The sequence below is a fragment of the Cyclobacteriaceae bacterium genome (assembly GCA_025808415.1).
GTDB lineage: Bacteria > Bacteroidota > Bacteroidia > Cytophagales > Cyclobacteriaceae > UBA2336.
Genome location: CP075525.1, coordinates 778,966 through 798,670, shown reverse-complemented (window position 1 = coordinate 798,670; position 19,705 = coordinate 778,966). Strand labels below are relative to the sequence as shown.

18 protein-coding genes are annotated in these 19,705 nt (G+C 40.4%); 7 read left to right on the top strand and 11 right to left on the bottom strand.

The features are described 5' to 3' along the window. Positions 1–7: 7 nt before the first annotated feature. The 7 genes from KIT51_03700 to KIT51_03670 all read right to left on the bottom strand — a co-directional run bounded on the left by KIT51_03700 (position 8) and on the right by KIT51_03670 (position 7,885). Complete coding sequence (locus KIT51_03700) at positions 8–1,129, bottom strand: glycosyltransferase family 4 protein (protein UYN87386.1); 1,122 nt, start codon at positions 1,127–1,129, stop codon at positions 8–10. A gap of 1 nt (position 1,130) precedes the next feature. After that, positions 1,131–2,423, bottom strand: coding sequence for a glycosyltransferase (locus KIT51_03695; GenBank protein ID UYN87385.1), 1,293 nt, complete (start codon positions 2,421–2,423; stop codon positions 1,131–1,133). After that, positions 2,365–3,483, bottom strand: coding sequence for a UDP-N-acetylglucosamine 2-epimerase (non-hydrolyzing) (wecB, locus tag KIT51_03690; protein ID UYN87384.1), 1,119 nt, complete (start codon positions 3,481–3,483; stop codon positions 2,365–2,367). Before wecB ends, KIT51_03695 begins: the two co-directional genes overlap by 59 nt. After that, positions 3,483–4,604, bottom strand: a complete 1,122-nt coding sequence (locus KIT51_03685) for a polysaccharide pyruvyl transferase family protein (protein UYN87383.1) — start codon at positions 4,602–4,604, stop codon at positions 3,483–3,485. The genes wecB and KIT51_03685 overlap by 1 nt, the downstream gene beginning before the upstream one ends. 1 nt (position 4,605) lies before the next feature. Further along, positions 4,606–5,817 carry a hypothetical protein gene (locus KIT51_03680; GenBank protein UYN87382.1) on the bottom strand — a complete coding sequence of 404 codons (1,212 nt, stop codon included), beginning with the start codon at positions 5,815–5,817 and terminating at the stop codon, positions 4,606–4,608. Next, positions 5,814–6,440, bottom strand: a complete 627-nt coding sequence (locus KIT51_03675) for a class I SAM-dependent methyltransferase (GenBank protein UYN87381.1) — start codon at positions 6,438–6,440, stop codon at positions 5,814–5,816. Before KIT51_03675 ends, KIT51_03680 begins: the two co-directional genes overlap by 4 nt. A gap of 74 nt (positions 6,441–6,514) precedes the next feature. After that, positions 6,515–7,885, bottom strand: a complete 1,371-nt coding sequence (locus KIT51_03670) for an oligosaccharide flippase family protein (protein ID UYN87380.1) — start codon at positions 7,883–7,885, stop codon at positions 6,515–6,517. Between the two features lie 53 nt (positions 7,886–7,938). Here KIT51_03670 and KIT51_03665 point away from each other — a divergent pair, with 53 nt between their 5' ends. Beyond that, positions 7,939–9,027, top strand: a complete 1,089-nt coding sequence (locus tag KIT51_03665) for a glycosyltransferase family 4 protein (protein UYN87379.1) — start codon at positions 7,939–7,941, stop codon at positions 9,025–9,027. Here the strand turns inward: KIT51_03665 and KIT51_03660 are convergent. From KIT51_03660 to KIT51_03650, 3 genes are read right to left on the bottom strand one after another with little or no spacing between them, the layout of a single operon-like run. Continuing rightward, the gene (locus KIT51_03660; protein ID UYN87378.1) at positions 8,979–10,310 is read right to left on the bottom strand and encodes a hypothetical protein; all 1,332 of its coding nucleotides are present in this window, start codon (positions 10,308–10,310) and stop codon (positions 8,979–8,981) included. The genes KIT51_03665 and KIT51_03660 overlap by 49 nt on opposite strands. A 7-nt stretch (positions 10,311–10,317) precedes the next feature. Then, entirely contained in the window at positions 10,318–11,283 is a 966-nt protein-coding gene (locus tag KIT51_03655; protein ID UYN87377.1) for a class I SAM-dependent methyltransferase, read from the bottom strand. A gap of 16 nt (positions 11,284–11,299) precedes the next feature. Further along, on the bottom strand, positions 11,300–12,496 hold the full coding sequence (locus KIT51_03650; GenBank protein UYN88489.1) for a tol-pal system protein YbgF: 1,197 nt from the start codon (positions 12,494–12,496) through the stop codon (positions 11,300–11,302). A gap of 44 nt (positions 12,497–12,540) precedes the next feature. Here KIT51_03650 and KIT51_03645 point away from each other — a divergent pair, with 44 nt between their 5' ends. The 4 genes from KIT51_03645 (at position 12,541) to KIT51_03630 (ending at position 16,733) form a co-directional block, all read left to right on the top strand. Further along, positions 12,541–13,173, top strand: coding sequence for a hypothetical protein (locus KIT51_03645; protein UYN87376.1), 633 nt, complete (start codon positions 12,541–12,543; stop codon positions 13,171–13,173). Positions 13,174–13,225: 52 nt separating this feature from the next. Further along, on the top strand, positions 13,226–13,432 hold the full coding sequence (locus KIT51_03640) for a 2-oxoisovalerate dehydrogenase (GenBank protein ID UYN87375.1): 207 nt from the start codon (positions 13,226–13,228) through the stop codon (positions 13,430–13,432). Then, positions 13,429–13,671 (top strand): type II toxin-antitoxin system HicA family toxin, encoded by a 243-nt coding sequence (locus KIT51_03635; GenBank protein ID UYN87374.1) that lies wholly within the window; start codon positions 13,429–13,431, stop codon positions 13,669–13,671. Before KIT51_03640 ends, KIT51_03635 begins: the two co-directional genes overlap by 4 nt. Before the next feature lie 119 nt (positions 13,672–13,790). Continuing rightward, positions 13,791–16,733, top strand: coding sequence for a DUF2723 domain-containing protein (locus tag KIT51_03630; GenBank protein ID UYN87373.1), 2,943 nt, complete (start codon positions 13,791–13,793; stop codon positions 16,731–16,733). Positions 16,734–16,775: 42 nt separating this feature from the next. Here KIT51_03630 and KIT51_03625 read toward each other — a convergent pair whose 3' ends face one another. Continuing rightward, on the bottom strand, positions 16,776–17,552 hold the full coding sequence (locus tag KIT51_03625) for a class I SAM-dependent methyltransferase (GenBank protein ID UYN87372.1): 777 nt from the start codon (positions 17,550–17,552) through the stop codon (positions 16,776–16,778). On the opposite strand from KIT51_03625, the gene KIT51_03620 reads away from it, so the two are divergent. Then, positions 17,553–18,755: a GWxTD domain-containing protein gene (locus KIT51_03620; GenBank protein UYN87371.1), complete on the top strand. Its 1,203-nt coding sequence runs from the start codon at positions 17,553–17,555 to the stop codon at positions 18,753–18,755. 52 nt (positions 18,756–18,807) lie between these two features. Then, on the top strand, positions 18,808–19,551 hold the full coding sequence (gene rlmB, locus KIT51_03615) for a 23S rRNA (guanosine(2251)-2'-O)-methyltransferase RlmB (protein UYN87370.1): 744 nt from the start codon (positions 18,808–18,810) through the stop codon (positions 19,549–19,551). The last annotated feature ends 154 nt before the right edge of the window (positions 19,552–19,705 follow it).

Here is a 19,705-nt window from a genome sequence, read left to right as displayed (position 1 = left end):
ATCGAAACTATTCAACTAATGATTGATAGAGTTTAGTCAGTTTACCGGCACTTTCAGCGATAGAAAATTTTTTATAAGCCCGTATGCGTGCAGCCGCGCCCATATTACTTCGGAGTTGAACATTGTGTGCCAGTCGGAGCATAGCATTTGCCATGGCCTCAACGTCCTTAACCGGAACCAATAAACCTGTTTCTTCTTCTTTAATAAGTTCTGCAGGCCCCCCACTATCGGTGGCAATTACTGGTAATCCGGCATACATAGCTTCCAACACCGTCATTGAAAAAGATTCACAGTCAGAAAAATTCAGTAACACATCGCCTGATCGGATAAAACTTATCGTATCGTTTACGAAATCATTGAAAATTACAGAATCCTGCAAGCCATATTCATTGCATCGCTCCTTCAGTTGCCTTTTAAATCGTTTGTTACCCAATATGCCCATATCGCTTCCGGCAAAAACCAACGAGCTTTTGGAAAACTTGCGATTTAGAAGACAAAAAGCTTCAATAGCATAGTCTTGCCCCTTACCTGCAATATAGTTCGAGAGGTAAATAAATGTTACGCGATGGTTCGGCATAATCCTGCTTTCAAAAAACAATTCATCATTCGACTCATGCGTGTCATAAATCAAATTTGTTTTGTGCGGAGGAAATGAACTCGCTTTACGAACAGCCAAGGATACACAGATAATTGCATCGGCATAGCCACTAATGAGTGTTTGCCAAACCCTGTAAAATCTTTTGACATATGATTCAGGCATAAGACGTACATGATAAACGACTTTGAAGGATGGTTTCCACCATTTAATTACCACTCCGCAAAGGTTGTACAGGTCGTTAACGTGAATAATTTGTATGTTATTTCTCTCACAATACCGGATGATTCGCCAGGAATTGATGAACAATAGTGGTATGTAAAGAAGAATGGATTTTAGCGATTTTCTGATTTCGACAAAAGGTATGGTGACTACAGGTGTCTTGACCTTTTCTTTAAGTTTTGACCCGGTCGGCAAGCAATAATAAAAATTGAACCGATCACTAAGATGTTTGGTGAGTGTAGTTATAGCACGAAAGGCTCCTGTGAAGTGAACCGAATTTTCAACAATCAGTATGTTTATCTTTTTGTTCAAATCAGCAGTCAATCAGACTTATCCATTTAGAGACGTTTTTCTCTACCGAAAAATCGGATGCTCGTTTTTTTGACTGGAGCCTAAAATGTTCCCATTTCTCAGCAGAAGTCAGTAATCCGATTAAAGCTTCTGCCCATGCTTCATTGACTAACGGTGTATTCCATTCCGGAATAAGCACCCCGAATTCACACCATTCAACTTTTTGGACACTCCCTGCTTTACTTAGTTGATCATTTGGTGCCAGAATTTCCCGCGGACCATAAGGGCAGTCAGCTGCCACTACAGGAACACCCAACCCCATAGCCTCAACTACTGTGTTTGGCATACCTTCGTTGAATGAAGGCAATGCGAGTAATGAAGACCGACTCATATACGGATAGGGATTTTTTTGATAGCCCAAAAAAAAGACTGTAGCCTCACTATCCTGATTCAAGTCAACCATTGAATCATCATAAGAAATTCCTAATGATAGGATAGTGGACTTAATTTTATCCTGTTGTGGGCCATCGCCAACAAGGACCACCCTAAGACCAGGTTGGATTTTCAAAACTGCTGGAAGAATCTGGACAAATTTTTCGATACCCTTTTCAGGCGCAAGACGACCAGAAATACAAATCACTTTATTCTTCTTAAAAAATACTTCTGCTGAATCACTTAATTGAGAAGAGGCGAGTCTATTCATTTCTTCAAAGTCATAAAAATTTGGCATCACTTCAAATGCTTGATGCCTTAGCTTAAAATGGCTTTTCAATTCCTCTGCAATAGCCATATTTACAACCAATACTTTGTTGGCCCTTGAGTAAAGTATAGGTATTAAAATCTTCTTTCTTATCAGGCCGATATATCCTCTTATATTTTTATCGAATAATTTCGAACCATGTATATAAAGGTAAACACGCTCACCAATAGCTGATAGAATATTAATATAATCGGCACCCTCTAAAAAACTTATCGAAACATGGGGATTGATTTTTTTTTTAATTTTTCGTAAGCGAATAATGCGTTGAAAAAATCGCACTAACTTTACTGCTACAAAACCAGATCCAGATACACCCAAATCATTAAGATTACCTCCGAGCACAATTGGTGCAAGATTGAGTTTATTAAAAACAACTAATTGCAACTCAAAATGAGGCTTAAGCAAACAACTTAATCGAGAGAATGAATTTTGCGCTCCTCCAAAATCCAGATTTGGAATGATCATCAAAACTCTTTTCTTCTCTTGCGTCTTCAACCTATTGAATATTATTATGTAGGTATGAAACAATCTTCTTTGAACTATCACCTTTTCCATAAGGATTAGCTACACGTGCCATTAGCTTGTATTTTCGTCCGTTGTCCATAAGATCCATAACCGCCTTAACAATTTTCTTCTCAGAGGAGCCAACCAGTAAACTACACCCCGCCTTTACACCCTCAGGTCTTTCTGTTTTCTCCCGCATAATCAAAACCGGTTTCCCCAAACTAGGGGCTTCCTCCTGAACTCCTCCAGAGTCAGTAAGTATGAGATAAGACTTAGTCATCAGGTAAACCATATCATCATACGTTACGGGATTTATCAAAAATACATTAGGCAAGCTATCTAGCATATTGAAAACCACGTCCCTTACATTGGGATTAAGATGAACCGGATACACAAACGAGACCTTCGGATAGGTATGGGCTAATACTTGTATGGCTTTGCATATATTTTTGAATCCATCTCCGAAGCTTTCCCTCCGATGCCCTGTAATTAAAATCATCCTCTCATACTGATCTAATACACTAGTATATTTTGAATCAAGTACTATCAGGTTCTTCAATACTTTTTTTGTGGCGAAAACCAAGCTATCAATTACGGTATTTCCTACTACCTTAATTTTGCCCTGAACCCGTTCATATTTCAAAGCCTCTGCTGCAGTTTTTGTTGGCGCAAAATGAAAATCCGCCATTGCGCTTATCATTCTGCGGTTAACTTCTTCCGGAAATGGAGCGGTCTTGTCATAGGAACGAAGTCCAGCCTCAACATGAGCAATTTGCACTTGTTTGTAAAATCCAGCCAGCGCACCGACCATTGCTGTTGTTGTGTCCCCTTGAACAATTATTAAATCGGGTGAATGATCTTCAATAACGGTTGTGCAGGCCCTAAGTAACAACTCAGTTAATCCAACTAATGATTGATTTTTTGTCATGACTGCCAAATCAACATCCGGTTGCACTTCGAAAAAATCAAAAATTGATTTTAACATTTCATGATGCTGGCCAGTAGATACCAAAAGTGTTAACCAGCCTTTGGACTTTTTTAACTCCTTGTACACAGGAATTAATTTTATTGCTTCTGGTCTTGTGCCAATTATTAATAGTACCTTCCTCATTAATTCCCCTTTAAAAACTCTTTCAAGCTAACTATACCAGCTTCCATTACTATTTGATTTAGCCGGACATCTTCACGAACACACTCTTCGAGACCTTCCTTTCGAAATTGATGCAAAACTACTTGAGTAAGTTCAGAAGCCTGTATAGGCATCTGAATCAACACGGATGATTTAGCAAGCATTTCTGAAACCTTCACCAATTTCTCTTCAATGGCTAAACAAACAGAGGGAATGTTGAGGCATGCCGACAGAATAGCACCATGCGCCCGACTGGTAACTATCAACTTGCATTGTTTCAACTTTTGAACAAACTCAGTTACAGTGATTCTCTCAGGATTCCATTCAATCATGGAAAAGTTACTAAACCTTTCTTTATAAAATCTATCGGTATTTCCATCAAACGAAAAGAATAGGACTGGAATTCCAGAACGCTGCAATGACTGAGCTGTTTGTTCGATTGCATCAAAATCAATCTGATTGTCATAGCTCCAATCACGAAGAATAAAACCGACACAGTTTCTTTCTGATCCCGATATTTCGGAGTCACTAAGCCAATACTGTTTTAAAAAAGCCAAATCAGTTGCAATTCTTAAAGTATAAGAAAAACCGTAGCGGATAATTCGTTTAGCACTTTCTTCATCGCGCACCAGCAAAAAATCGTAATCAGAAAGTGAAATGATATCATTAAAAAATCTGGCAGAGGAATAAGTATATGAGCCAACACCAATACCCAATCCAATCCTCCCAATTGAAGTGATGCCTGTATTTCTCTTCAAACTTCGATACGCTCTATAAAATGATTTAAACAATGTGAATCCGAGTAAATGAATAATTGTATTAAGTAAATAAAACTTCAGATTTCCCTTTTTAAAATCAAAATAAACTCCACCACCACCGTCTACAATCCAGTTGGCCTTGATAGGGTCATCATCTTTAATAATCCTTACTGATTCACCCAGAATACTTATGATATAACTATTATCAAATGCACTGTTTGAGCAAACCAAAATTTCACTATCAGGGAAGCATTCCTTAACTAGTTGATACGTCACCTTAAGCAAGATATCATCTCCAAGGTTTGCAAAACCATAATAGCCTTTTAGAATTATTTTGTCAGTCATATTACTCAACTACCTCTCGTAAAAGAGCTTCCAATTTTGCAGCATTCTGGCTTGCCGAATATTCCATAAAATTTTCATTGATTTCAAAGAGATTCCTATTCTTAGCAAAAAATTGCTCTGTTAAGAATAATAAATGATCGGGTAGTTTATGAATATTTTCAGCATTAAAGCATGAACCAAATTTTTGGTCCACCAAATCATGAGTAGTGCTATTCTTACTGGTAATGGCTAGTATATATCTTCTAGCAGTAAAATAATCTAAAAGTTTAGATGGAAAGAACAGATCAAAAATCGGATCCTGCTCCAAAGCATCAATTGCCACCAAAACAGAGGAAGACTGTTGGAGCCGGATTGCTTCTTGCATCGAAAGATGCCCCATGTACTTTACATTCTTTGCTTTTGATTGTTTAATACGATCAATGTTTTTCTGGTCAAAAAAACCTGCAAAAATAAACTCAGACTGATCCTCAAACATAGGTTCAATTCTTATTGAACGCTCAATAGCATCCATTAACTGAAAGATGCTGCGGCTTCCATACAATCTTCCAGTCAATACAAATTTGATTTTTCCTATAAATTCAATGGGTGTTGTATTGATGAAAGCATCATCAAAAACATTAGGCAACAGCCGGAACTTGTGGGCATGATTGGGATACTTTTGTTGATAATACTTAACTGTTTTTACAGAAGTCAATGTCACTAACTTTGCTTGTTCAATACAAATCCTTTCTAAAAGTTTATTGCGCTTTTTAGGAAATTTTGTGAGTGGTTGAAATGGATTATCTCCCCATGGATCGCTCAAGTGCATTATCCACGGCAAATTCCAATTCCTGGAAAACTTTAAAGCCATAAGCGCTGAACTGAATGGAGCTGAACGGGAAAAAATAATTTCTGACCCTTGAGGTACTTTTGTTTCAGCAAATCTAAACAGCTTTGGAAAAATAAAGTCATCATCAGGCACAACCACAAATGGTAAAATTCTTTTGACTACCGTTAGTATTTTTGGATGAAGCATTGTAAGAGAAACATGAGAGCGTATGTTCTGCAAATACTTTTCAAGAGATTTATCTTCTGGCTCCCATCCACCTGTAACCCGCGTAGTTAAGAGGGTGACTTCATGATTCTTTGACAAGTAATAAAGATATCTTCCTGTTTGAACACTCTCGGGAGAATTTTTAGGAGGGGCTGAGATACTTATAACCAATAATTTCATTGATACTTTTTACGGTAAATGCAAGGTCGATGTAGCGTCTCTACCCGATTGTTAAACGAATCAAACTTCACTACAAAACCACTGTCTGAGACGGAGGGTGTATCAATAATTTCAAATTCACCGAACACTCGTGTATCTTCGAACCTGAAGTTACTATTATAAATAATCAACAACCCACCCTCTACAATTTGACTAGCCAAAAATGCTATACTGGCTTCGTATTTAGAAAAGGGATAGACGTTTGCACAGTTCTGCAAAAGTTTTGTGTCCTCCCATCTGCACAATACTGAGAGACAAAAAATTGCGTGGTATGGACCTAATGTCTTAATATTTGTTTCATTACTTGAGAAGAACTCAATATTCGGATCATCATTGTTGCTTTGCGCGATTCGTAAATTCGATTTATTGATGTCGACACCTATAATCCTGCTGTTGGGAAAATACCGCCTGAGAGAGAAGCATTCTTCACCGGTTGAGCAACCATACGAAAGTATTTTTGTCCCGACAGCCACATGACCTACCAATGCCTTACGTGCCTCGTCAAACAATTCCGGGTAGCGATTTTCACTTGTGGTGGAGGTAAGCTGATGTTGGTTAGCATGCAGGCTTCTGTAGAACTTCATGAGCTTATTACCGAGTAGGTTGAATTCACCTTTAACCCGGTTTAAAATCTTAACCAATAACATATCATTTCTGCTCATATCCCTATCCAACAAATTGATAAAAAAATTGCCAAAGAAAGTACCAGGTGGAATACAATTTTTTTCGTTGATAGATCTACTAATTTAAATATGTATACTAAAGTTATAAAATGAACCAATAGGGTGGCAAGCGAATAACCTAAAATAGATATCTGAACACTTCGGAAATAAACTCCCAATCCTAAACCTGCCAATTTAATGAACAACGAAACTACTTGGATTGTAAAGTTGACACGCTCTTTATTGAACAATCTAAATAGTACAGAAAGAGGTAATACAGCCATCATAAAAAAAGAGCCTAACGCAATATAACCTGCAAATTCTCCCCCCATTCGCCAGGCCTCCCCAAATAGAAAAACAAATATTCTTTCGCTCAGCAAGGAAAAAATTGTCAGCCCAAACAGACTCAAGTAATAGGAATTATTATACAAGCCATAAACCATTGTTTTTAACTCATCAGGCTGGTTACTTTTCATCTCTGCAGCTTTCTGAAGAAAAACTGTAGTTGATGACATGATGATAATGGATAACGGTAATGTGACTAAACTACTGGCAAGGGCATATAAACCAACAGCGGTAGCATCAAATTCAATGGATAGATAATAAATTGGTAAATGATTGCTTAGATTGCCGATTAGTACTCCTGAAGTTATAAACAATGGGTAACCTTTATAGTCTTTGAAGACTACCCATAGATCTTTGGCCGAAAAGTTAAACAGGACACGCCCAACATTTTGTCGAATTGACCGGCTCAGTTTTACCGAAGCCTCAACAGGATATAACATTAAATTACCCAGAATGATACCCAAAGCTGATGGCCAAACCAGCAAACCCCAAAGCAGGGTAATGCCCTTGCTAAGTACAACTGAAAAAATTTTTGCGACAGCTCCCCTTGTGAATTCCTTACTTCTTATGTTCCAGCCCAAGAGTAAATTATCAGCACCCATAAAGAAAAAATAAATCGGGATAAAGTACAGATAGGGCTTAAGTATCTCTGCATTAAAGAGTTCTAATAACGGTTCTGCGAAGAAAAATATTGCCAGTAAGGACAATATTAGGACAGTGAATATAGCTAAGATTGTTAGCCTGATTAAATTATAAAATTCGGTTTCATTTCGTGCTGCTACATATCCTCCCGGGAGTTGCAAAGTAGTTAATGGTGACAAATTATTAGTTATTGCGATAAAAAGGGAGAACAGTCCGTAAGCTTCAGGCCCATATATTCGAGCAATAAAAGGTGTTAGGATAAAACCTAATAGTTGAGCAATAACGTTTCCGGAAAATGTAATCGCAAGATTTTGCGTAAATGACCCTTTAGTCTTAAATCGCGATAGGACTTGAGCGAGATATTCTTTAAAAGTTTGCATTAAGGTTCAAACATCGCTAAAAAAAGCATATAGAGTAAAAAGTTTACACATTTATGCATTCATTCAAAAAAATTACCTTTATCGCGCCCTACTCTGACAACATTGCACCCTCCCAAAGATTTAGATTTGAACAGTACTTTGATGCTCTAAAAGAGAAGGGATTTCGCTTTACCTATTTTGGTTTTATCCCTAACAAAAAAAATAGGGGACTTTATACCCATAAAGATTCATTGAGTACATTATTGATTATTTGTATAGGATTTTTTCGCAGGATAATTCAATTGTATTCGATTTCACAATCAGACTTTGTATTTATTCACAGGGAATGCGCCCCTATTGCTCCGCCATTCTTTGAGTGGATCATTAAAAATATTTTTCAAAAGAAAATAATTTATGATTTTGATGATGCAATCTGGTTGTCAGATAAAATTGATGAATCAATTTTTGAGAAATTTATACGTCAAAGAAACAAAGTAAAAACAATTTGTAAATGGAGTTATAAAGTGAGCTGCGGCAATATATTTCTCGCAAGCTACGCCAGACAATTCAATACCAATGTTATTGTTAACCCCACCACCATTGATACAGAAAATTTACATAATCGATCCCCGTACCCTAATAAAAAAAAATCAAACCAAATAATTATCGGATGGACCGGATCTCATTCTACACTAAAATACTTGTTTGAGGTAGAGGAGGTTCTATACGAACTTGAAAAGACTTTCCCGCAGGTAACTTTTGCACTTATTGCTGACAAGCAGCTTGAAATGAAATTAGAGAGATATGATTTTATGAAATGGAGTAGAGAAACTGAAGCCTATGATCTTTCCAAAATTGATATAGGAATAATGCCATTGCCAGACGATGAATGGTCGAAAGGAAAATGTGGTTTTAAAGCACTTCAATATATGGCTATGAGCATCCCTTGTGTGGCCTCACCAATAGGCGTCAACACCACTATTATTGATCATGGAATAAATGGCTTTTTGGCATCCAAAAAAGAAGAGTGGCTGTTTTATTTAACTCAACTGATTACCAATGAACATATGCGACTAACGTTTGGGTTGGAGGGGAGAAAAAAGGTCGAGACTTGTTACTCTGTTCGCTCGAATACCGATAATTTCCTCAAACTCTTTACGTAAAAATAAATCTCTATAAGGGCTAATAAATAAAATGGAAGAAGTGGAATTTTGTACCGCGCGAGTGTTCCGAAATTAAAGGTGGATACGCCCACGGCAAAAGCAAAAGTAATACTGAAAACCAGACAGAAAATAACAGTTGGATTTCGAAATAAAAACGAGAACTTCCAGCGGGATCGGTACAGTATATATACGGTCAGAAAGAGGAGCAGAGAACTCTCTAATGCGGAGAGTAACATAAGTGGATTCTTAACTTCCCAAATATAGGGTCGAAACAAGGAAACATTAATAGCTTCAGGTGCTTTACTTAGCATTCCAAAGAATGTACCATCTAGCTCACCTAAACTATAACTGCTCCCAGCATCCTTCCCTGTATAAAATCCAATATCATAGGCTGTAATTTGTGCTGTTATGGCAATTCTATCTAATGAATAACGTGCATCATCCTTTCCTATCAGATAGATGGCGTAATATCCGGACCCAATCAATAAGAATGCAATCAAAGGAAGAATTAATATCTTAACTACAACCGAGCGAATTCGAGATAACTTATCGGCATAAATCCAAAGCAACAAAGCCGGAAGAAAACAAAGTAGTATGTATTTCTTTACTGCGTAGATGATCAGCACACTTAGAACCAGTACTATTCCTGTAACTAACGAATACCTTCTATGAATAAATATTTTATCAGCGCAATACGTCAAAATACCAACCGCAGCTAGTGTAAGTGTGTCTTTTAAAAGACCAGAACCCCAAAATATTACTGACGGGACAAACAGTGTGGCCAAAGCAACCCAACGATGTATTTGAGGCGAATGGCAATAAAAGGCAATAAACAATGCCCACGCGCCACAAAAGCTTATAACGGCAAAAAAAACTACTGTTGCCGAATAGGATGAGAAGGTAATCAGATCAAATAAGGCAGCTACCCTGATCACAAAAAATGAAGAGGGATCGGTGTAAAATGGTATCTGAGACGCATATGCATACGTGCCCTGCCCATACTCACCGCTTGACGTCAATAGCTTCCATCCCAATAGAGGCGAATCCATGAATGCCTCCCAAACGTGACGGCTGCCATGGGTATGATAGTTGAAGGTATCCCCACCATCATAATAAAACTGGTATAAAAACCCGAGGGCTAACGCACCAAAAATTCTTAGCGTAAGCGCAGGAAAAAAGTACTTCCGATTTACCGCATCGGTTACCCGCGGACGAACAAGATAAGCTATGATGTATACTAAAAGTAGAACTAAGGGGGTAGTTATAAGATCTCGTAATTCCATCCTGCCGTTATTTCCTTCTTATCCAAAATGATCCCGGCACACGATCCGGCTGTTTCTCCAATACAGGAAATACTTTTTTCAATGCTTCGTAATGATTTTTCGTAAGGAAATTCATCATGCAAATTACCTCAAACAAATTATTATTGATCATAAATGCCTCCAGAATATATTGCTCATTCCACATCCTGAAATCATCTCTTAACCATGCTACCGGATAATCATCAGGAATAAAAATATCATGAAAATGTACATACACTCCACTTTTTAATCGGGGTAATAAATCAAGAATTATGGTTACTACATCACCCCCGGGGCGAATAATATGCGAAGAATCGATAAATAAGATATCCCCACTTTCTAATGAATCAAAGAATTCAGGCGACAGTTCTTCCACTTTGGTTCGAAGCAAGTTCACGCCAGTTTGCTCCAGCCAAGGCATTTCATACGGCTCGATGCAGGTAATTTTGCAGGTATACGCTAAATCGGTTTTGGTGTTTTCTTCTACTGCCGCTAGGGCTGCACGGGTTGAAAACCCAGAGCCAACCTCAATTATTCTTTTTGGCTTAATCAACCGAATGAGTGAGTAATAAAATTCAGCATCACCCGATCCAAAAGATCCATTTTCGTAATAAAACTTTAACGATTGTCTATCGGGGCTATTCAATGGCATAGCACTCAGTTCTTCACGAAAGGAAAAGCTTGATATCAGGTTCAATTGGTTCTTGATATTGAAATCAAATCGGGCTTTTGGCTGATGCTCATGAAGTTTCCTGTAATCAAAAAGAGGATCGTAGTAATGATCCACAACTGGGTACATTCCTAATTTCAAAAACAAAGCTCGTGTAAGGGGTGTGCTTTTCAACCCCCAATACCTTGAAATACGAAACCAAACAATTGAAGTGATCGTAATGGGCAGCAGCAAAACCTCAAAAAATGGCGCAAGCGGTTTTAATACGCGTAAGAATTTCTTCATTAGTTGGTTATTAGTTTCAATCCACCTGCTCCATTTTCTTCAGCCTGCGTTTGGCATCCTTGAAAGCTTCGTCTTTCCGCTTTGATTTTTTCTTTACCAGGTTAAAATATTTTTTTGCCTCAGCTTTGTTGCCTTGCTTTTCAGCAATCTCGCCCAAGGCAATTAATGAATAAAGATAATAGCCCGATTCGGTGGCCTCAATCTCCTCAGCATAGCGAACACATAATTCATAATACTTTTTGGCGTCATTCAAATCGCGCTTGGCCTCACTGATCTGGCCCATAAAAAAAGCTGCATAGCGCCCACTGGTGGCCTCGTATCCAATCATACCGCTGTCAATCCGTGCTAATATTTCCTTACTAACAGGTTCAGCCTGCGCAAATCTGCCTATCGAATAAAGCATGCGTGCATAATACCGATGGAAAACGGGATTGTCAGGGTATGTCTCAAACAAGTATTCGCTTATCTGAAAAGCACGGGGCTGGTCATTTTCGTAGTTATTTAAAATGCGCATCAGCCAAACCATAGCCTCGGTCCGTGTGTAAAAGGCGTTATAGGAAACTTCCTTCAATTGTTCGAGGCCTAGCTTTTTGTCGCCTTTGGGAAAGAACCATAGAATGGGCTTTAGTGAAGGATAATTCTCCGGTACCCACACTGAAAAATAATTGAACAGCGCATCACCAAACAATAACTCCGGACTCAAATCCTGTCCTTGCTTGCTAACCTCCAGGTACTTCAATGCACTTTTGCCGGCTGAAGCGGCTTTGGTCCATTGCCTCCTGTATTCATCCGAATACAATCGGCCTTTAAAACCATAGGCTGCTGAGAGAAAAAACGCGGCTTCAATTTTATACTCCGGATGTTTCTTGAATAAATTTTCTGCCACAAGAATGGTACTATCCATATAGGCCATGAAAGTTTTATCATGTGCCTCATTTTTTGTGTTGGGCATAATTTTCCACCACTCAATAAGACCCATTAAAAAATACGGCAGCGGGTGCCAGCGATATTTGTACCTCAAATACCGGAACTTCCACTCGGCATCAGCAAACTTAAAATTGTAGAGGTCATTAAGGGCTTCGGTACATTGCAACTGTACACCCAGATCGGATATCAGGATAATCGTGGTATCCTTTTTCACTTCCGGCTGTGCTTTTAACGGCAAACCCGCGACTAAGCTAAAAATGATTGCCCCGAATAGTTGTGTCTGAATTGATTTACCCATAGAATTACCTAACCCGAAAAGCTGCCCCAGGTATGCAAAACGAAAACGAAACTAAGTCAATATTCGCAACCGACAAAAGGCTGCTGTTCGTACTGCTTTGCCTGATTACGCTATTGTTGCTCTACATTAAAAAGTCCTTCATTGAAAACGAAACCGCAGCCTTTGAGTTTCTGCAGGATAGGCCCGAAGGCGCTATTCTAACTTTAATCAGCACCCTACAGTTCATCTCAGTACCCCTGATTTACCTCTGGAAGTTCACCATAATTGCCTTTGTTATTTGGGTAGGTTGTTTCATGTATGGCTACCGGGTAACCTATAGCCAGTGCTGGGGCGTGGTGGTGGGCGCTGAGTTTATTTTCTTTATCCCTGAGGTATTGAAAATCCTATGGTTCCTGTTTGTTGAAACCGACCCACTCTACACCGACATCGGGGCTTTCTATCCGTTGTCTCTCATGCACTTTTTCGATTACTACGCCATCGATACACGATGGGCCTATCCGCTTAGGGCATTAAATCTTTTTGAAATTGCCTATTGTTTTCTGCTAGTAGCGGGCATCCATCATTATGCAAAAAAAGAAAAGAAAACCGTATGGTTTATTGTGGTCAGTTCCTACGTGCTGATCTTTCTTCTATGGCTTGTTTTTTATGTGATCGTGTATAAATAACTGCTTTTCCAGACACTGAGGCACATCTAAAAAAATAGTAACTTGCATGGCCATGAAAGAATTAATCTTTGTTATCGAAGAATCGCCAGAAGGTGGATACGAGGCACGTGCGCTTGGTGAAAGTATTTTTACAGAGGCTGATAATCTTAAAGATCTTAAAGTGAATATCCGGGAGGCTGTGCTGACGCATTTTGATGAAGGCAAGCACCCCCGTATAATCAGACTACATTTCACCAAAGAAGAACTCATCACATTATGAAAATTCCCCGCAATGTTTCTGCCCGGGAATTCATCAAATCACTCAGCAAAATTGGTTACGAAGTTAGTAGGCAAAAAGGAAGTCACATCCGCCTGACGTGTTCCTTTCCAAAAACCCATCATGTAACAATTCCTAATCACGATCCTATAAAAGTTGGAACCCTTTCGGCCATTTTAGCCGATATTTCGGTCAATAGAAATCAAACAAAAGAAGATCTTATCAAAGAAATATTTGGTTAAGATACCCGATGAGCCATTAAAACCGTTATCGTTATTTCATAACCCCAAAATCAGTATTTTCGCCCCTTTATCTGCCAAAAGCGTTGGCAAACACAGTGCATAAAGCTCAATAGAAGAATATGAATTTTCAGAAGATTAATAACCTTACCGGATGGGCCATTTTCGTCATCACCCTGGCGGTGTATTGGATTACCATGGAAGAAACGGCCAGTTACTGGGACTGCGGTGAATTTATTGCCGTATCCTACAAGCTGGAAGTACCCCACCCTCCCGGGGCGCCATTGTTTCTTTTGCTGGGCAGATTGTTTTCCTTTCTGGCATTAGGTGATGTTACCAAGGTGGCCTACTGGATAAACTTCATGAGCGTGCTTTCGGGTGCCTTCGCGTCACTCTTTACCTTTTGGTCGATTACCCTTTTTGGTAGGAAACTTATGAAAATCACCAACCCGGATGAGCACGGTTTTGACAAAACTCTTTTGCTCATGGGTGCTGGTGTTGTTGGCGCGCTGGCCAATACCTTTGCTGATTCCATCTGGTTCTCTGCCGTTGAAGCCGAAGTTTACGCCATGTCATCGGCCTTTACAGCCTTTGTGGTATGGGCCATGCTGAAATGGGATGTTATTGAAGATGAATCAAAAGCTAACCGCTGGCTGATTCTTATCTCCTATATGGTTGGACTTTCCATAGGTGTTCACTTGCTAAACCTGGTGACACTTCCAGCCCTTGGGTTGATTTTCTACTTCAAGAAATATAAACCAACCACGTGGGGAATTATTGCAACCCTTGGCGTAAGCGGATTGCTCATCATCTTCATCAATGATATTATCATTCCGGGTTTACCTTCGCTGGCCGGAAATTTTGAAGTGTTCTTTGTAAACACGTTAGGCATGTTCTTTGGCTCGGGGGTTATCTTCTTCAGCCTGTTAATTATCGGGGCGTTGGTTTACGGTATCCGCTACACCCATGTTAATAACAAACCTGCGTTAAATACTTTCTTGCTCTCCACCGCCTTTATTTTGATAGGATATGTTTCTTACGCGGTGGTGGTAATCCGTTCCAATTACAATCCTCCTATTGACGAGAACGACCCGTCAGACATTATGAGTTTCGTAAGCTACCTGAAACGTGAGCAGTACGGAAGCCGCCCGTTGTTGTATGGTCAGTATTTCACCGCACAGGTTATCGACATCAAAGAAGGAGCGCCTCAATACCGCAAGGGCAAAGACAAATATGAAGTGGCTGAGCGCAAAATTTCGTATGTGTACGATCCTAATCACACCACCATACTGCCGCGTATCTACAGCACCGACAGGCAGCACCAGGCGTTGTACCGATCGAAGCTTGGGTTGAAAGAGGGACAAAAGCCAACCTTTGCCGATAACCTTAGCTTCATGTTTTCGCACCAGATTTACTGGATGTATGTACGCTACTTCATGTTCAATTTTGCCGGTCGTGAAACCGATGAAATTGGTGGCGATTGGTTAGGTCCCAACAGCTGGTTTGAAGAAGTGCCCGAAATGATTTCCTACAACAAAGCGCGGAATAACTTTTTCATGATTCCGTTTATCATCGGCATGATAGGATTGGTTTATCACTACTTAAACGACAAGAAAAACTTTGCTGTTGTTGGATTATTGTTTGTACTCACCGGGGTGGCGTTGGTGGTTTACCTCAACTCACCGCCAAGTGAACCCCGTGAACGCGATTACATCTATGCCGGTTCGTATTATGCGTTTTGTTTCTGGATTGGTTTTGGTGTAATCGCCATCGCGCAAAGCATTGGCAGGCTTATTCAAAATCAAAAAGCAGCAGCCATTGCCGCCACCCTTATCGGCCTTACAGCACCCGCTATTATGGCGGCCGAAGGATGGGATGACCACAATCGTTCAAACCGATTCTTCTCGGTTGACTCAGCCAGCAACTATCTTGAATCATGTGCGCCTAATGCCATACTTTTTACCGGTGGTGATAACGACACCTTCCCGCTCTGGTACGCCCAGGAAGTTGAAGGGATTCGCACAGATATTCGTGTAGTGGTACTAAGCTACTACAACACCGATTGGTACATTGCACAGAGCATGCGCAGGCATTATGAGTCAGAGCCGTTTCCATACACCCTTACCGAAAAGCATTACCGGCAGGGAGGCTATAATGACGGACTGATGTACTATGAAACCGGAATTAAAAGCATCGACCTGGCGCAGTATATTGATTTGATTAAAAAAGAAAGCAAGAATTTAATCCACCCGCAGTACGGAACCACCAACATGGTTCCGTCAAAAGAACTTGTGCTCAAAGTTGATACTGCCCATGTAAAATCGCTGGGTATCATTCCGGATGACCTGAAAGATTTGCTGGTTCCAGAGATGCGGCTTCGGGTAAAGGGCAATAGTTTAATGAAACAGGATTTGGCGTTGCTGGACCTGCTACTCACCAACAATTGGGAACGTCCAATTTACGTGAACAACACTTCGCTTGAACAATTTAATGTTGATCTGAAACCCTTTATCGTTATTGAAGGTAATGCCTTTCGCATTTTACCCATTCGTAATCCTACACCGCAAAACAGATTGGTCAATACAGATGTTGCCTATACAAACATCACACAAAAATTCCGCTTCCGCGGATTGGATGACCCCAAAGCATTTTTCAGTCTGGATTACAGGAGTTTTGTACAAAACCACCGCTCAACGATAAACGAACTTGCCGGAGCCCTGATTGCCGAAGACGACAAAGAACGCGCAAGGGAAATACTGCTTTTAGGGCTTGAGAAAATGCCCGATAAAGGGGTTCCTTACGATTTTACCAATGCCCTGAGCGTAGAATTGCTTATGGAAGTTGGTGAAACCGAAAAGGCCGTTGAAATAGCAACGGTTATTGGCAACCGTGTGGATGAAATGGCGAGTTATATGATCCGCAGAGGAGAATTTAATCGCGACTTGTACAACAACATTGCCGTATTGGGCGAATTACAACGCGTACTTTATAAGTATGGTGAAGCCGACCTTGCCAAACGCTTTGAAGATGCCTACGAAAAGCATGCGGCTGAAATACAACGGTAGTTTTCAGTTAAATCCTCTAAGGTCTTAAAGACCTTGGAGGATTTATTTTTTTACGATCAAAAATAAATCCAACGCCTCATCGGCATTGTCGGTAACCAGGTAATGGTTGTGGGTAATGTTACGCACAAGTGCGCTATCACCAGCGTGTAGTTTATTACGGTTCAAGCGATTCATAAACTCATACGGAATGCGCAGCATCCACGCTGGTAATTTATGCTGAAGGTTAAAAATATCCCATCGCATAAGCCGGTTAACCGACTTTCTATTTTCCTCATAGTAGGCCATTACCTGTTCGTTTCCAGTAATACCCATCATCACAACTGAGTCAAAAATTTCAGCAGCTAATTGTTTTAATTCACTAGCCAGGTATTCGCGGATGTGCCATGGGTTCCGGCTCAACGATAACCTTCGGTTAGGTGTGGTAATTAAGGCTACGCCACCCGGTTTAAGCACCCGGTAAATCTCTTTCAAAAAAAAGCGATCATCCTTAATATGTTCAATTACCTGAAAAGTAATAACACAATCGTAGGCATTGTCTTGTAAACCATGAAGCGGGGGAAGGTTCATCGCAATAAATTTTGCGTCTGGAAATTTTACACGAAGGGCATTCAAGGCCTCATCAATTTTATCAACTGCCGTAAAACTTTTTGATTTTGGTTTTAACAAGGCAATGCCCCGCCCTTCACCACAACCTATCTCCAGCACATCACCTTGTATATAAGGACCGGCCGCAACATATGCTTTAAATAAACGTTGATGTATGGGGTTATCCGAAGGAATATTTTCGGATGTTATTTCAGTTGTATATATCTTAGCCATATGGATAACGTGCGCAAAAATAGCGGAATAAAGATTATGCGTAAATTCTTTTCAATCGCATCCATCCTGCTGGCAAGCACGGCTTCGCTGGCACAAGGGCTTCAAAACATCAATTACAATTACATTTATTATCCCGACCAGGAATTTTTTCTCCATTGGAAAATCGTTCATCGAAACAACCAGATTGAAATCCAATACACGCTTGAACGCAGCGGGGAAGCCATAAACCTTATGACCTATGATATTTTATGGGAGATACGTAAAGACCTGTCAGAAAAAGAGGGCACTGCCATTACCACAGCGCAGCCGGAGACCACTTCGGAAAGCTTAAAGTCCGGTCGTGTGTTTTTGGAACAATCCACTGCCGGTAAATATGCCGTGGCCAAGGTTTTGAATAATGCTAAAAAGGTAATGACCATCTTTTACAAAAAGGTTCCTGCATCCCCCACACCGTATTTGAGTCAGGGCAACAATCCTTCCGTAAAAAATTATGCGCGACTAAATACCGAAGTTTCCCTTACAGGCTTTGCCGATGAAAGACCACTATTAGTGTCGCATTATAACGAAGCCTTTCCGGCTGCCGCACCGCCATTTTCGGTGGCGCAGGCGCGCGTTTCGCCAGTCCTAAAACCCGATACGGTATTTAAGGTTGCTCCCAACGCATCCATTTCCCTTAGCCGTAATGGCTTATACCTTGCCCAGCAAGATACCACTTCGGCCCTTGGTGTGGGCTTCAGGATAGAGGACGATTATCCAAAACTGGGCAAGCTGCAAAGTCTGGCGGGGCCTATGATTTACATTTGTAGCAACACCGAATACAGCCGGCTTGCTGCCGCAGGTAATGATAAAGCCCAGTTCGATAAAGTTGTTTTGAGCATTACCGGCAATACCGACCGTGCCAAGATATTTATGCGCAGCTACTTCAGGCGCGTTGAGTTGGCCAACCTTTATTTTAGTTCGTACAAAGAAGGCTGGAAAACAGACCGAGGCATGATATATATAATTTTCGGCTTGCCTCAAGCGGTGTACCTTTTTAACGATCGCGAAGTTTGGGAGTACAAGAACACAACCTTTACCGGTAAGTTTACATTCGTAAAGGCCGCTACTATTTTTGATCCTGAAAATTTTGTGCTGCTCCGCGATAAGGCCTATGAAGCCAAATGGTATGAGATGATTGACTTGTGGCGGAAGGCAAGGTTTTAGCAATTCCTGCCTGCGACAGGCAAGCGTTGATGGATATTCGTACTTTTGAGCCATGACTAAAACCGATATGATTTACGGTACCCGGGCCGTAATGGAGGCAATTAAGGCCGGGCGGCAAATCGAACGCATCCTGATCCAAAAAGGTATTTCAAATGACCTGATCCGGGAACTCCTTCAGGTAATCCGTGCAAAAAATCTTTCCTTTAGTTACGTTCCGCAGGAAAAACTCAATCGGCTTTCCACCAAAAACCATCAAGGTGTAATTTGTCTGCTCTCCTCCGTGGAGTATGCTTCGCTGGATAATATTGTTCATGCGGCATTTAGTGAAGGGCGTGAGCCTTTTCTATTGTTGCTGGATCAAATTACCGATGTTCGGAATTTCGGGGCCATTGCCCGCACCGCGGAATGCGCTGGAATTGATGCGTTGGTTATCGGAGAAAAGGGCAATGCGCCCATCACCAGCGATGCGATGAAAACTTCTGCCGGGGCGCTTAACCACTTACCGGTTTGCCGCGAAAAAGATTTAAAGAAAACCATTACCTACCTGCGCGAAAGTGGAATTACCGTTATTGCGTGTACTGAAAAAGCCACCAAACTTATTTACGAGGTTGACATTAAAGGCCCTGTCGCATTGATTATGGGTTCGGAAGAAGATGGTATATCAGATGCCTTGCTGCGCAGTGCCGATGAACTGGTAAAAATCCCCATGAAGGGAGAGATTGGTTCATTGAATGTATCTGTGGCGGCAGGAATAGCGATGTATGAAGTGGTGAGAAAGAAATATGCTTTAGTTTAATCAGAAAGAGATTTTAAATCCGAATTACTAAAATATAAGTATAAAAATATTATGATTGAACCAACTAATAGAAAAGGAGTTATTGTAGTAAATTCAAATTCAGAAAAAATCCTTCGATAACTTTCAACATTATGGCTCAAATCCTTATCGTAGA

What these genes read in the sequence shown, in the direction of transcription:
- KIT51_03680 (UYN87382.1), bottom strand. Translation starts at nt 5,817, where the DNA reads ATGAAATTATTGGTTATAAGTATCTCAGCCCCTCCTAAAAATTCTCCC.
- KIT51_03625 (UYN87372.1), bottom strand. Translation starts at nt 17,552, where the DNA reads ATGGCTAAGATATATACAACTGAAATAACATCCGAAAATATTCCTTCG.
- rlmB (UYN87370.1), top strand. Translation starts at nt 18,808, where the DNA reads ATGACTAAAACCGATATGATTTACGGTACCCGGGCCGTAATGGAGGCA.
- wecB (UYN87384.1), bottom strand. Translation starts at nt 3,483, where the DNA reads ATGAGGAAGGTACTATTAATAATTGGCACAAGACCAGAAGCAATAAAA.
- KIT51_03660 (UYN87378.1), bottom strand. Translation starts at nt 10,310, where the DNA reads ATGGAATTACGAGATCTTATAACTACCCCCTTAGTTCTACTTTTAGTA.
- KIT51_03640 (UYN87375.1), top strand. Translation starts at nt 13,226, where the DNA reads ATGAAAGAATTAATCTTTGTTATCGAAGAATCGCCAGAAGGTGGATAC.
- KIT51_03675 (UYN87381.1), bottom strand. Translation starts at nt 6,440, where the DNA reads ATGAAGTTCTACAGAAGCCTGCATGCTAACCAACATCAGCTTACCTCC.
- KIT51_03670 (UYN87380.1), bottom strand. Translation starts at nt 7,885, where the DNA reads ATGCAAACTTTTAAAGAATATCTCGCTCAAGTCCTATCGCGATTTAAG.
- KIT51_03655 (UYN87377.1), bottom strand. Translation starts at nt 11,283, where the DNA reads ATGAAGAAATTCTTACGCGTATTAAAACCGCTTGCGCCATTTTTTGAG.
- KIT51_03685 (UYN87383.1), bottom strand. Translation starts at nt 4,604, where the DNA reads ATGACTGACAAAATAATTCTAAAAGGCTATTATGGTTTTGCAAACCTT.
- KIT51_03620 (UYN87371.1), top strand. Translation starts at nt 17,553, where the DNA reads ATGGATAACGTGCGCAAAAATAGCGGAATAAAGATTATGCGTAAATTC.
- KIT51_03635 (UYN87374.1), top strand. Translation starts at nt 13,429, where the DNA reads ATGAAAATTCCCCGCAATGTTTCTGCCCGGGAATTCATCAAATCACTC.
- KIT51_03665 (UYN87379.1), top strand. Translation starts at nt 7,939, where the DNA reads ATGCATTCATTCAAAAAAATTACCTTTATCGCGCCCTACTCTGACAAC.
- KIT51_03695 (UYN87385.1), bottom strand. Translation starts at nt 2,423, where the DNA reads ATGGAAAAGGTGATAGTTCAAAGAAGATTGTTTCATACCTACATAATA.
- KIT51_03630 (UYN87373.1), top strand. Translation starts at nt 13,791, where the DNA reads ATGAATTTTCAGAAGATTAATAACCTTACCGGATGGGCCATTTTCGTC.
- KIT51_03645 (UYN87376.1), top strand. Translation starts at nt 12,541, where the DNA reads ATGCAAAACGAAAACGAAACTAAGTCAATATTCGCAACCGACAAAAGG.